This window comes from Kitasatospora sp. NPDC059462 (assembly GCF_042749955.1).
Taxonomy (GTDB): Bacteria; Actinomycetota; Actinomycetes; order Streptomycetales; family Streptomycetaceae; genus Kitasatospora.
In genome coordinates, this window is sequence record NZ_JBHYUU010000044.1 from 28,244 (window position 1) to 40,638 (window position 12,395).

The following is a 12,395-nucleotide window of genomic DNA, read 5'->3' on the forward strand; positions in this document are numbered from 1 at the left end:
ACCGGTGGGCGGGGCGCCGTGCGGTCAGGGCAGCAGCACCTCGGTGTCGTCCGGCCCGATCACCCGGCCGTCGGCCGCCCGGACCTCCACCGGGGCGACCGGCGCTCCGGCGGCGCGGTCGACCAGGCGGGCGCGCGGCTCGTCGTCCGTGAAGAAGTACCGCTCGCCCCACTGGCGCATCGCGGTGACGACGGGGAACAGCGCCCGCCCCTTCTCGGTGAGCACGTACTCCTGGTAGGGGCTGCCGTCGGCGGCCGGGGCCAGTTCGAAGACGCCGTGGGCCACCAGGGTGGCGAGGCGGGCGGAGAGGATGTTCTTCGCCAGGCCGAGGTTCTTCTGGAACTGCCCGAAGCGGCGCAGCCCGTCGAAGGCGTCACGGACGATCAGCAGCGTCCAGCCGTCGCCGAGGACGTCCAGCGGCCGGGCGACCGGACAGGCCGACTCCTCGTGCGAGGTGCGTTTCGGCACGCGCCCCTCTCCTCTCACCTGCGGTCCCGCGCTCCGGCGGGAGCGGGTTTCACCTTGCAACCCTACCGTCCGGGTTCCCGGCGGCCCTCGTGGTTGCTTTATGAAACCTCGACGTGCGAGGGTATCGCGGTAGCACTTTGAAACCACCTTGGAGCCGCGATCCCGGTTCGTCGCGCAGGCGCCGGGAAGCCGCCGGCCTCCCGGCGCGAACGAGAAGGAGCATCCCGCCGTGTCCACCCCCGTGGTCCCGCCCGCCCGCACCGGCGGCGCCGGCCCCGCCGCCACCGCCCGCCGGCTCTCCCCCGCCGTCGCCTGGCTGTTCTCCGTCGCGAGCGGCCTGGCCGTCGCCAACGTCTACTACGCCCAGCCCCTGCTGGACCTCATCGCCGACGACCTCGGCATCGGCCGCGCCACGGTCGGCCTGGTCGGCACCCTCACCCAGGTCGGCTACGCCGTCGGCCTGGTGCTGCTCGTCCCGCTCGGCGACCACCTCGACCGCCGGACGCTGATCACCGCCCAGCTCGGCCTGTCGGTCGCGGCGCTCGCCGCCGTGGCCGTCGCCCCCTCGGCGACGCTGATGCTGCTCGCCATGGCGGCGGTCGGGGTGCTCGCCGTGGTGGCCCAGGTGATGGTCGCGCACGCCGCCTCCCTCGCCGACCCCGCCGACCAGGGGCGCGTCGTCGGCACCGTCACCAGTGGCATCGTGGTCGGCATCCTGCTCGCCCGCACCGTCGCCGGCACCATCGGGGACCTCGCCGGGTGGCGCGCCGTCTACGTCGTCTCCGCCGTCGCCACCGGCGCGACGGCCGTCGTCCTCGCCCTGGTCGTCCCGGCCGAGAAGCACCGCCGGACCGAACGGATCCGCTACCCGAGGCTGGTCGGCTCGGTGTTCACGCTGTTCGCCGAGGAGCCCGTGCTCCGGGCCCGCGCCGGGCTCGCGCTGCTGATCTTCACCGCCGTCACCGTGCTGCTCACCCCGATGGTGCTGCCGCTCGCCGCCCCGCCGTTCAACCTCAGCCACACCGCGATCGGCCTCTTCGGCCTGGCCGGGGCCGCCGGTGCGCTCGGCGCCGGGCACGCCGGACGGCAGGCCGACCGGGGGCGGGCGCGGCGCACCCTGGCGGTCGGGCTCACCGCGATGCTCGTCTCCTGGCCGCTCGCCGGGCTGCTGCCGCACTCGGTCTGGTGGCTGGTGCTCGCCATGGTGGTGATCGACTACGGCCTGCAGTCGGTGCACGTGGTCAACCAGCACCTGCTGTACCAGGTCCGCCCCGAGGCCCGGAGCCGGCTGACCGCCGGGTACATGCTGCTCTACTCGATCGGCAGCGGTCTGGGCGCGATCGTCTCCACCGTGGTGTACGAGCACGGCGGCTGGACGGCGGTCTGCCGGCTCGGCAGCGGCGTCAGCCTGCTCGCGCTCGCCTTCTGGTGGGCCACCGAACGCGGCGCCGCCGGGAGCGGACCGGCGGCGAGCGGGGCGACGGCGAGCGGGGCGACGGCCGGTGACCGCCCGCCCCTGGTCCACTAAGCGGGGAGTAGACCGCCTCGCCGGGTCGGCCACGTCAAGGCGAGAACCAAGGGGTTCATCACCACCCAGTACCCCGGATGCACCCAGCCTCGCCTCTTGTCGAAGAGGCCTGGCCCGTTGTCCCTGCACAGGTAGCGCATGAACCGCCCGTAGGCCGGACCTCCGGCCACGAGCAGCAACGGGGAAGTGAGCAGGGCCCCGCCCCAGACAGCACATCGGAGGGCCGACTCGGAGAATCCACCATGCTTCACCGGTCGAGTATGACCCGCCAACCATGCCTTGCAGAAGATCTGAAGCCTTGGTCGTCCGGACAGATCCTGGCTAGTCCACGCAGGGGATGCCGCCTGCCTTGACCGCCGGGCCCTGCATGGGCAGCTCGGGGGGCGGCTCGTCGGCCGGCGCGGTCGTGGTGGCGGCCGACGACGGGGCGGACGGGGTGGCTGTGCGGAGCGGGGCGAGGGTGAGGAGGACGTGGCCGGGCGGGGCCGTGGTGGAGGCGGTGGCCGTGACGCCGTAGCGGGCGGCGAGCTGCTCCGCGTCGGCCTTCGCGCCCGTGCCGTAGGCGACCGTCGTCGCCCTCGCCCGCGCGGCGGCCGCCGTCCCGGTCGCCTTACCGGCCGGGTAGCCGAGTCCGGCGAGCGCCTTCGACTCGGCGGCCGCCGCCTCCGCGCTCGCGCCGTGGACGTCCACGACGGCCCGCGGCCCGGTCGAGGCGGCCGCCGGCGTGGCGGAGGGCGTCCCGGCCGGCGCGGACGCGTCGGTCGCGGACGTGTCGGTCGCGGACGGCGGCGGGGGCTCGTGCCCGAACAGCTGCTTGACGATGCGCTTGATCTGGTCCGGGTCGACCGTGTTGACCTCCTGGCCGCCGATCGTCTTGAACCCGGTGATCGGCAGCGTGTTGAACTCGACGTTGCCGCCGGTCAGATTGGGCGCCTGCTGGGCGAAGTCCAGGACGTTCCAGCGGTCGTCGATGACCACGTCCTTCTTCACCACGTCGAACAGCCGCTGGAGCTGCCCCAGGTCGTTGACCACGCCCTGCTGCTTCAGCTTGTACACGACCGAGGAGATGAAGGCCTGCTGGCGGTGCGTCCGGTCCAGGTCGCCGTTCTTCAGGTGGTGGCGCTGGCGGACGAACGACAGCGCCTGCCGGGCGTCCAGCGAGCTGACGCCCGCCGGGAGCTTGAGCCCGGTGCCGCCGCCCTCGTGGGTGGCGGTGCGGGCCACGATCGGGTCGTCGACCGGGTTGTTGAGGCAGACCTGGATCGGCTCGACGGCCTTGGCGATGTCGTAGAAGCCGATCAGGTTCACCTCCGCGAAGTGGTCGATCGGGATGTCCAGGAACGCCTGCACGGTCTGGAGGGTCGCGGCCCGGCCCGCCTCGCGGCTCTGCCGCTCCAGTTCGGACTTCGACAGCCCCTTGCCGCCCAGCCTCGCCTCGGCGGCCTCCTTGGCGATCCCGTACGCCTCCTTGATCTTGTGCATCTTCCCGTCGGCGCCGACGGTCTGCACGTAGTCGTCGCGCGGGACGGACAGCGCCGTCACCTTGCCGCCGTTGGCCGGTATGTGCAGGACGATCAGCGCGTTGGTGTTGTAGCCGCCGATCTCGCTGGAGCCGGCGTGCAGTTCCTCCTCCACGAACTCCTTGGGGAGGTCGTTGCCGTCCATGTCCTTGCGGCTGTCGAGGCCGATGAGCAGCAGGTTGACGGACTTGTCGAGGTGCGGGGGCGCGTTCTTCCGGGCCTCGGCGAGCGCGGCCGACTTGACCATGCCGCCGTCCAGCTGGCGGTACTCGTACCAGGTGAAGCCGCTGGCGCCGAGCACGGCCACCGAGACGGTGCCGGCGAGGGCGCGGCCGGCGACGGTCAACGGCCTGGTGCGGGGCTCAGCCACGGTGACTCCTGCGGTCGGGGATCGGGGTCCCGGGGCCCGGGGCCCCGGGGACCGACGCCGCGGGGACCGACGTCTCGGGGACCGACGTCTCGGGGGCGGTCCGCCCGGGGCCGGGCGGCCCGGCGGTCGCGGCACCGGGAGCACGGCGCCGGCCGTTCGCGGGCCGGTCCGGCCGTCGTCGGGCGCGCCGGTCGAGGACCACCCGCACGACCACGACCAGCAGCGCGACCACCGCTGCCGCCGCCATCACCGGGAACGCGTCGACCACCCAGCGCACCGCCGCCGAGGCGAGCGCCTTGCCCCGCAGGCCGTCGCGGTCGGCGAGGAACGCGGCGCCGGCCCGGGCGGCGAGCACGACGGGCGGGGCGGCGATGACGACCCACCAGCGCCCGGCGCGGCCGCAGAGCGCCGCGGCGGCACCGGTGCCCAGGACGGCACCGGCCGCGAACAGCGGTTCGCCGCCGCTCCCGGCCAGTTCGCCGGCCACCGCGCCGGCCACCGGCAGCCCGACCGAGGCCGCCAGGACCACCGCCGCCCCGCCCGGCCGCCCGGCCCCGGCGCGGCGCCCGGCCGTGCGACGCCGGACCGTACGGTGCTCCGACGCCCGGCGACCGGCCGCCCGGCGACCCGGTGCGGCCCGCCGCGGCGCGGGGACCGGCGCAGGGCCGGGAACCGGGCCGGGGCGCGCGGCCGCCTCCCGTTCCGGGGTTCTCGCTCGCTGCCCCGCCATGCCCCACACCCCTTCCGGGTACCCGCCGGCCAACTTCTACAATGCTGTAGAACAAGCCAGGAGCATACAAACCCACCCCCGCAAAGTCATCCCACCGAGCCCCCGCCCCAGGGAAACGCCAGGTCAGCGGCGGCTAGGATGACTGCGAACCGCGCCGTACGAACAGAAGGACCACCATGTTCGACAACCTCAAGAACCTCGCCGACAAGGCCACCGACCTCGCCCGCGAGCACAGCGGCGCGATCACCCAGGGCCTGGACAAGGTCGCCGACGTCATCGACGACAAGACGGACGGCAAGTACAGCGACAAGATCGACACCGCCGCCGACAAGGCCAAGGGCTTCATCAACGGCCTCGACGAGTCCAAGTAGTCCGGCTCCGCCGGCGCCCGCGTCCAACCGGGGACGGGGCGCCGGCGGCGTTCCCGGGACAGGTCAGACGGTGGCGGCCAGGCGGGCCGCCCACCGCGACCGCCAGGCGAGCGCGTCCTCGACCCCCTGGGCGATGGTGCGGCGCGGCGTCCAGCCCAGCAGTTCGCGCGCGGCCGTCACGTCGCTGTAGCAGCCGAGGACGTCACCGGGCCGGGGCTCGGCCTCCCGGACGTCCAGCGTCACGCCGACCGCCTCCTCGAACGCCGTGACCAGCTCGCGGACGGTGGTGCCGTTGCCGGTACCGATGTTGACGACCCGGTAGCGCTCCCCGGCCCCGGGGACGACCACCTCGTCGAACCGGACCAGCGCGGCGACATGGGCCTCGGCGACGTCCTGCACGTGGATGTAGTCGCGGATGCCCGAGCCGTCCCGGGTCTCCCAGCCCACCCCGGTGATGGTGAACGGTGTGCCGTTGGTGTGCGCCTCGATCAACTTGCCCAGGGCGTGGGTCGGGTGGAGGTTCTGCAGCCCGGTGCGCAGCTGCGGGTCGGCGCCGATCGGATTGAAGTACCGCAGCGCGATGACCCGCGTCCGCTCCGCGCCGTCGCCCCGCGTCCAGTCCTGGAGCACCTGCTCCATCATCTGCTTGGTGCGCGCGTACGGGCTGCTCGCCTCGACCGGGCAGGACTCGTCGACGCGGCCGGTCGGGGTGGGCCGGTAGATCGAGGCGGAGCTGCTGAAGACCACCCGGGTGCAGCCGTTGCGCTGGAGCGACTCCAGCAGGTCGACGGTCTTGCCGACGTTCTCGCGGTAGTAGAACAGCGGCCGGGAGACCGACTCGGGGACGACGATCCGCGCGGCGCAGTGCAGGGTCGCGTCAATGTCGGGGTGCTCGGCGAAGATCCGGTCGACCAGCGCCGGATCCGCGATGTCGCCCCGGTAGAACACCCGGCCCTCGACGAACTCGGCCCGCCCGCCGGAGAGGTCGTCCAGCACGACCGGGGTGATGCCCGCGTCCAGCAGGGCCGATGCCACGGTACTCCCGATGTAGCCCGCTCCGCCGGTGATCAGGACCTTTCGCACCACCGGACGCTCCCTTCCTCGTGCGGGCACCCCGTGGCACCCGTCGGAGGTGGGGGACGCCGGTTCGCACCCGATGGTTCCCGGTGGCGCGCAGCGGGCGCGCGCGCCGTGATGGGGGCGCGCGCCGACGGTGGCGGGGGTGCGCGACGGGCGATGCGGCTACCGAGCGCGGGGCGGACAATCCGCGGCAGCGCCGGGAACGGGCGCGGGAAGGCGGGCACCGCGCACAGAGCGGCGCCGGGGAGCGTACTCGGGGGGTGTACGCTCCCCGGCAGGGGGTGGTGGCGGCCACCGCACCGGTCGTCCGGAGGTCCGGACACCGGTTGCCGTGACCGGAATGCTAGACCTGCGCGCAGGTCGTGACCAGAGCTCTGACCAGCTAATTTCCCGTCCAGGACATGCCACTTGACCCCCAGGAACCGCTTCGGTCCCGCCCGGCCCGACGGTCCGTCGACCATCGGGCGGGTGTCCGTCCGGCCCGCACCGGGCGGCGGACCGACGAAGCGTCACACGTACCCGGCCGCCCCCGGCACACCTCCCCACGCGCCCTCGGGCGCCGGCGCGCCCCCCGGGCCCGGCGCGCATCGACCGGCCGGCGGGACGGCCGGATCCGGACGGTCGGTGGCGGCACCGCCGCCCGCCGCGCACCGGTGGCCCCGGCCGCCCCGGGAGCGATCGGCCGCACCGCGCCCGGGGGCCGTGCGCTCAGGCCGCGACGTCGAGCCGCTGGGCGGTGAGCCGCGGAGCGCCGTGCCGGTGCAGACCGGCCAGGCCCGCGGCGAGCCGCCCCGGGTCGCCGGCCAGCCAGAACCGCAGGGCGGCGGCCAGCGCCGCGCTCGCCGGGCCGACCCGCAGCCCGCTGACGGCGGCGATCCGCTCGCCGACCAGCGGCAGCAGGTCGGCGACCGGCGCCGGCAGCCAGAGGGTGACCGCGCACGGGGCGGGCCGGGCCAGGACGCGCAGCAGGTGCGAGAGCCCCGGCTGCCCGGGGGCGCCGGCCGGCCCGGCCTCCAGCGGGAGCACCCGGCCGACGGGCAGCACCGCGCCCACGGGCAGCACGGGCAGGACGTGCAGGCCGGGGATGGCGTCCAGCAGACCGTCCACGACCACGTCCGACACGTCGGTGCCGTGGCCGCGCGCGAGTTCGCGCAGCAGGGCCCGCTCGCCGGCCGTGATCCTGACGGTCAGCATGACTTCTTCGCAGTCCATGGTCCCAGTTCCCGTCCAGAGCGTGGAGGTGTGCTCGTCCGTTGTCGGTCGTGTACCGGTCAGCCCGTGCCGGTGATTACCTGCCCCTCAGCGGGCTCCCGCTATCGGCGCGATCAAGCCATAGTGACCGTCGTAACGGCGGTAGAGCACCCGGCCCCGGCCGTCGCCGGGATCGGTGTGGAAGACGAACGGCCAGCAGGTGAGCCGGAGTTGGCGGGCGGCCTCGGCCGTCTCCAACCGGGGCGCCGGGTGCGGGCTCTCGGTGAGCGGCAGCGCCGTGCCGCCGAGCCGGACCGCGGAGTGCGCCCGGACCAGCCGGAACCCGCCGTTGCCGGGCCTGCGGTGGACCAGGCCGTCCTGGCCGGTCAGCGCGTCGGTGAAGAGGTGGAAGCGGTAGTCCAGCGCCAGCATCTCGCGGATCGCCTGCTCGGGCGTGCGCAGGGCCGGTCGCACGGACTTGCGCCGGACGATCCGGCGTTCGGCCGGCGGGCGCGGCGCGTACTGCGGCCGGTAGGAGCTCTCGAACGCCGAGGCGAGCCCTATGTCGCCCAGTTCGCGCAGCCGCCCGGCGAGCGTGCCGAGCGCCAGGTCGACCGCCTCGCGCACCGCCACGGTGGCCAGTTCCACCCGGACCCGGCCGACACCCGCGAGGTCCACCGAGGCCTGGGCGACGGAGGGCCGGGTGACCGAGCGGTCGCGCGGGCGGGTCAGCCGCAGCCGGGCGGCGTGCACGTCCGGCCCGAGGTCCGCGATCAGCGCCAGCGCCCGGGTCCGCGCGTACTCCGCGTCCTCGCGGGGCAGTTCGCCCCGGATCTCCACCCGGAGGTCGAGGGCGGGCCGGTGGCGCAGACGGGTCATCAGAGGGTCCTCCTTGGTCCTGCACCATGCTGGACCCGCGCGCACCGCCGCGCCGAGGGCCGAAAGGCCCTGCCGGCCAGGCAGGACGGCCCCGGCCGGGCCTCGCACCGGGCCCCGCACCGGGTGCTCCGCGGGGTGGCCCGGCCCGGTGCGCGAACCGCTCGCGACGGCGCGCCTTCATCGGGACACGCCGCCCGGACCTTGAGGACACTCCACCGATGGAGTGATCCATCCGGGTACGGCGCAACGCTCACGGGACCGGCGCGTTTCCCATGGCGTGCGCCCTCTGTCCATGGCGCGCGCGGGGGTCTGCTTCAACAGGCCCCCGGATCCCGGCCGGCGTGGCGGCGGCTCCCGTGGTAGCGCGGCGCCGGGTCGGCCGACCGGTCCGACACCCGGCCGGTGACACCGGACCGTCCCACCGGTCCGTCCCCCCGGTCCATCTGGTGAGAGGTAATGTCATGATCCTGACGAACGAGACCCACAGACCGTCCGCCCCGCCCAGAACCGCCTCCGCGGAGCGCCGCCCGGCCGTCCCCCCGCTGGCCCCCGGCGCCGTGCCCGGCCTCGGGCACGCCCCCGCCCTGCTGCGCGACCCGCTCGGTTTCCTCGGCTCGCTCGCCCGGCACGGCTCGGTGGTCCGGATCCGGCTCGGGCCGCGCACGGTCTGCGTGGTCACGGACGCCGGGCTGGTCCACACCCTGCTGGTGTCGCTCGCCCACGACTGCCCGCGCGGCGCCGTCCAGGACACCCTCAAGACCGCCTTCGGGGACGGCCTGCTGATGTCCGAGGGGCGCGCCCACCGCGACCGCCGCCGGATCATCCAGCCGGCCTTCGGGCCGGACCGGATGGCCGAGTACCTCGCCGTCATGCACCGGGTCACCGAGGAACGGGCCGGGCGCTGGCGCCCCGGCCAGGTCCTCGACGTGGCCAAGGAGATGAACCACCTCGCCCTGGAGATCGTCACCCGCGCCCTGTTCGACGCCCGGCTGAGCGAGGAGGCCACGCTCGCCTTCCACCGGGCCCTGCCCGACATGGTGAAGGGCCAGATCGTCCAGTCGCTCTACCCGCACCGGGCCTTCGCCCGGCTCCCGCTGCCGGTCAACCGGCGCTTCGACGCGGCGGTCAAGGTGCTCAACGAGGTCGTCGACCAGGCGGTCGGCGGCACCGTCCCGGACGGCGGGTGCCCGGTGACCGGCGCCGCCGCCCGGCGCGGCGCGACCCTGCCCGCGCTGCTGCGCGCCGCCGTCGACCCCGCCACCGGACGCCCGCTCACCGAGGCGGACGTCCGCTCCGAGGCGATCACCATGTTCGGGGCCGGCACCGAGACCGTCTCCACCACGCTCACCTGGCTGATCGACGAGCTGATCCGCCACCCCCGGGTCGAGGCGCGCGTCCTGGCCGAGCTGGACGAGCACCTCCCGGCCGGTACCGTGCCCACCCCGGAGGCGCTCGCCCGCCTCGGCTACACCCGCGCGGTCACCCAGGAGGTGGTCCGGCTGCACGCGCCGAACGCCTTCCTGATGCGCACCGCGAACGTCCCGGTGGAGCTGGGCCCCTACCTCGTCCCGGCCGGCACCGAGCTGCTCTACAGCCTCACCGCGATCCACCGCGACCCCGCGCTCCACGCCGAGCCGCTGCGCTTCCACCCCGGCCGCTGGTACGGGGCCGACGGGGCGCAGGGGCCGGCCGGCGGCGGGGGCGTCGCGCGGCAGGCGTTCCTGCCGTTCGGCGCGGGCAAACACAAGTGCATCGGCGAGGCCTTCGCCTGGGCCGAGCTGACCGTGGCGGCCGCCGCCATCCTGCGCCGCTGGCGTCCGACCGCCGTCCCCGGCGTCCGGGCCCGCGAGGTGGTGTGGACGACCGTCCAGGCGCAGGGCCTGCGGGTGCGGCTCACGCCGCGCGGGGGGCGTGCCCCGCACGCCGCCGGTCCGCGCCGCACGCCGTCGGCGGGCCACGACGACACACCCGCCCAGTGCCTGCCGGTCGTCCGCCCGCGCCAGTCGGACGCGGCCGGGCGCGGTCCCCGCGGGCCGCGCGGGCCGCGGCCGGGCGAGGGGTGCCCGCCGGGCGGCGGCGCCTCCGCCGGTGTCCCCGGTTCGTCCGGCGCGTCCGGCGCGTCCGGCTCCCGCTTCTCGGGTTCGGTCGTGCTCCCCGCGCAGGCCTCGCCGGCCACCCGCCGGTCCGCCGCCACCGAGGGCCCGCGCCCGACCGCCCTGCGGACCGCCCCGCGCACGGCCGCCCGCAGCGCGCCCCGCAGCGGCGCCGCCCGCACCACGCGCCCGGCCACCCACCTGGGGCCGCTCAGCACGATCGTCCCGGTCACCACCCTCGGACCGGTCACCGCCCCGCGGCCCGTCACCACCCTCCGGCCGGTCACCGCCCTGCCCCGGCCCACACCGCCGGTCCATCCGGAGGCGCGGCCCGCGCCGGCCGCCCGGCGCGCGCCCGACTCGCTGCGCCCGCAGGGCGAACCGCGCGCCCCGAGCGAGTTGCGGGCCGCCACCGCCCGGCACGGCGAATGGGCCCTGGCCCACGGTCTGCTGGCCCCGGAGGACCTCGCCCGCTACCACACCTACGCGCTGCCCGAGCTGATCGGCCACTCGTACCCCCGGGCCCGCGGCACCGAGCTGGACCTGCTGATCGACACCCTCGGCTGGTTCACCATCCTCGACGACCGCTTCGACGGGCCGCCGGGCCGCGATCCCGCCGAGGCCCGCGCCATCGTCGAGCCGCTGCTCGCCGTGCTGGCCGGGCGGCCCGTCCCCGCGGGCACGCCCCAGCCGCAGCTGCTCGACGCCTGGCGCGAGCTGTGGCAGCGCCAGACCGCCCCCATGCCACCGGGCTGGCGGCGGCGCGCCGCCGCCGAATGGCACTCCTGTCTGGAGACCTTCCTCGCCGAGACGGCCCACCGGGCCGCCCGCACCCAGCCCGACCTCGCCGAGACCGTGCGGCTGCGGCGCCACGCCAGCTGCCTCTACCCGTTCATGGACATACTGGAGCATGTCCACGGCGGCGAGGCCCCGGCCGAACTGCACGCCGACCCGGCCCTGCACCGCCTGCGCGCGAACACGGCCGACGCGGCGACGCTGATCAACGACCTCTACTCGGCGGACCGCGAGGAACGCCAGAACGTCGCGGCCTTCAACACCGTGCTCACCCTGCAACGGATCCGCGGCTGCACCCGCAGCCGGGCGGCCCGGGCGGTCGTGGCCCGGATCGCCCGGCTGACGGCGGAGAGCGAGAGGCTGCGGCACAGTCTGCAGCTGCGGCACCCGGCGGGCCGCTGGTACCTCGACGGCACCCGGGAGCTGGTGGAGGGCGTCCACGCCTGGACCAGCACCAGCCTGCGCTACAGCACGGAGGACGGCCCGAGCTGACCCGGGCCGGCGGCCGGCCGGCCGCGGCGCAACGGTCCCGGCCGGGCGGCCGGGACCGTTCGCCGCGCGGTCACGGCGGGCCGGCTCCCCCGGCCGGCGACGGTCGGCGCGGCGCGGCGACGGTCACTTCCGGCCGCCGAGGGCGAACAGCAGCAGCACGAACCCCGCGAACAGGTGCGTGGCGAAGATGTAGATGCCCGCCCGGATCATCATGGCCTTGCGCCGCGCCTTCTCCTCCCGCGTGGCCTCGGCCTCCCGGCCGCGTCCGCCGGTGGTCTCACTCATGGCCGGGCACTCCTTCGGTCGACGGGCCGGTCATCGGTCGCCCGCGGGCGCGGCACCGGCGTCCGGTGCCCGCAGCTCGGTGAGCAGCGCGCCCTGGTCGGCGATCAGCTCGGTCAGGATCCGCCGCGCGGCCCGCAGCAGCTCGGCGACGTCCGGCGTGCTCAGGGCGTAGACGACGGTGTTGCCCTCGCGGGTGGCCGTGACCAGCTGGGTCCGGCGCAGCACCGCGAGCTGCTGGGAGAGGTTCGAGGGCTCGATCTCGATCGAGGCGAGCAGCTCGCGCACCGGTCGCGGCCCGTCCTGGAGCAGCTCCAGGACGCGGATGCGCACCGGGTGCCCGAGCGTGCGGAAGAACTCCGCCTTCGCCTGGTACAGCGGGACCGGCATCGTCCGTCTCTCCCCGTGTCGCTGGGTGGGCTCCGGGTCGGCCCGTTCGGCGGGAAGCATCATCCCTTGCAGATGAAGATTTCTTCAAGTCGTCACGGGTGGGACGGCCGCGCGGACCGCTGCCGCCCGGGACGCACGGACGGGCCCGGGGTGACTCGCACCCCCGGCCCCCCCCCCCCCCGCGGCCCCACACGACCCCCGCAACC

11 protein-coding genes are annotated in these 12,395 nt (G+C 75.5%); 3 read left to right on the forward strand and 8 right to left on the reverse strand.

Annotated elements, in window-relative coordinates:
* Nucleotides 1–24 precede the first annotated feature (24 nt).
* Nucleotides 25–468 (reverse strand): winged helix-turn-helix transcriptional regulator, encoded by a 444-nt coding sequence (locus tag ACFXAM_RS14365; RefSeq protein ID WP_380290915.1) that lies wholly within the window; start codon nt 466–468, stop codon nt 25–27.
* Nucleotides 469–697: 229 nt separating this feature from the next.
* Between ACFXAM_RS14365 and ACFXAM_RS14370 the strand changes: the two genes are divergently transcribed.
* On the forward strand, nt 698–1,996 hold the full coding sequence (locus ACFXAM_RS14370) for an MFS transporter (protein WP_380290917.1): 1,299 nt from the start codon (nt 698–700) through the stop codon (nt 1,994–1,996).
* A 321-nt stretch (nt 1,997–2,317) separates the two neighbouring features.
* On the opposite strand, the gene ACFXAM_RS14375 is transcribed toward ACFXAM_RS14370, so the two are convergent.
* The gene (locus ACFXAM_RS14375; protein ID WP_380290919.1) at nt 2,318–3,886 is read right to left on the reverse strand and encodes an LCP family protein; all 1,569 of its coding nucleotides are present in this window, start codon (nt 3,884–3,886) and stop codon (nt 2,318–2,320) included.
* The gene (locus ACFXAM_RS14380; protein WP_380290921.1) at nt 3,879–4,616 is read right to left on the reverse strand and encodes a DUF6542 domain-containing protein; all 738 of its coding nucleotides are present in this window, start codon (nt 4,614–4,616) and stop codon (nt 3,879–3,881) included. The genes ACFXAM_RS14375 and ACFXAM_RS14380 overlap by 8 nt, the downstream gene beginning before the upstream one ends.
* A 176-nt stretch (nt 4,617–4,792) precedes the next feature.
* Between ACFXAM_RS14380 and ACFXAM_RS14385 the strand changes: the two genes are divergently transcribed.
* Nucleotides 4,793–4,987 (forward strand): antitoxin, encoded by a 195-nt coding sequence (locus tag ACFXAM_RS14385; RefSeq protein WP_380290923.1) that lies wholly within the window; start codon nt 4,793–4,795, stop codon nt 4,985–4,987.
* A 63-nt stretch (nt 4,988–5,050) separates the two neighbouring features.
* Here ACFXAM_RS14385 and galE read toward each other — a convergent pair whose 3' ends face one another.
* From galE to ACFXAM_RS14400, 3 genes are all read right to left on the reverse strand, one after another.
* Nucleotides 5,051–6,073, reverse strand: coding sequence for a UDP-glucose 4-epimerase GalE (gene galE / locus ACFXAM_RS14390; RefSeq protein WP_380290925.1), 1,023 nt, complete (start codon nt 6,071–6,073; stop codon nt 5,051–5,053).
* Nucleotides 6,074–6,775: 702 nt separating this feature from the next.
* Complete coding sequence (locus ACFXAM_RS14395; RefSeq protein WP_380290927.1) at nt 6,776–7,279, reverse strand: hypothetical protein; 504 nt, start codon at nt 7,277–7,279, stop codon at nt 6,776–6,778.
* Nucleotides 7,280–7,366: 87 nt separating this feature from the next.
* On the reverse strand, nt 7,367–8,137 hold the full coding sequence (locus tag ACFXAM_RS14400) for a sigma 54 modulation/S30EA ribosomal C-terminal domain-containing protein (protein WP_380290929.1): 771 nt from the start codon (nt 8,135–8,137) through the stop codon (nt 7,367–7,369).
* A gap of 461 nt (nt 8,138–8,598) precedes the next feature.
* Here ACFXAM_RS14400 and ACFXAM_RS14405 point away from each other — a divergent pair, with 461 nt between their 5' ends.
* Nucleotides 8,599–11,517 carry a cytochrome P450 gene (locus ACFXAM_RS14405; protein ID WP_380290931.1) on the forward strand — a complete coding sequence of 973 codons (2,919 nt, stop codon included), beginning with the start codon at nt 8,599–8,601 and terminating at the stop codon, nt 11,515–11,517.
* Nucleotides 11,518–11,640: 123 nt separating this feature from the next.
* Here ACFXAM_RS14405 and ACFXAM_RS14410 read toward each other — a convergent pair whose 3' ends face one another.
* On the reverse strand, nt 11,641–11,802 hold the full coding sequence (locus tag ACFXAM_RS14410) for a DUF6126 family protein (RefSeq protein WP_380290933.1): 162 nt from the start codon (nt 11,800–11,802) through the stop codon (nt 11,641–11,643).
* A 30-nt stretch (nt 11,803–11,832) separates the two neighbouring features.
* Nucleotides 11,833–12,189 (reverse strand): ArsR/SmtB family transcription factor, encoded by a 357-nt coding sequence (locus ACFXAM_RS14415; RefSeq protein WP_380290935.1) that lies wholly within the window; start codon nt 12,187–12,189, stop codon nt 11,833–11,835.
* Nucleotides 12,190–12,395: the final 206 nt, after the last annotated feature.

Coding starts and splice junctions, on each gene's coding strand:
- ACFXAM_RS14380 (WP_380290921.1), bottom strand. CDS start 4,616: ATGGCGGGGCAGCGAGCGAGAACCCCGGAACGGGAGGCGGCCGCGCGC.
- ACFXAM_RS14385 (WP_380290923.1), top strand. CDS start 4,793: ATGTTCGACAACCTCAAGAACCTCGCCGACAAGGCCACCGACCTCGCC.
- ACFXAM_RS14395 (WP_380290927.1), bottom strand. CDS start 7,279: ATGGACTGCGAAGAAGTCATGCTGACCGTCAGGATCACGGCCGGCGAG.
- ACFXAM_RS14400 (WP_380290929.1), bottom strand. CDS start 8,137: ATGACCCGTCTGCGCCACCGGCCCGCCCTCGACCTCCGGGTGGAGATC.
- ACFXAM_RS14405 (WP_380290931.1), top strand. CDS start 8,599: ATGATCCTGACGAACGAGACCCACAGACCGTCCGCCCCGCCCAGAACC.
- ACFXAM_RS14410 (WP_380290933.1), bottom strand. CDS start 11,802: ATGAGTGAGACCACCGGCGGACGCGGCCGGGAGGCCGAGGCCACGCGG.
- ACFXAM_RS14415 (WP_380290935.1), bottom strand. CDS start 12,189: ATGCCGGTCCCGCTGTACCAGGCGAAGGCGGAGTTCTTCCGCACGCTC.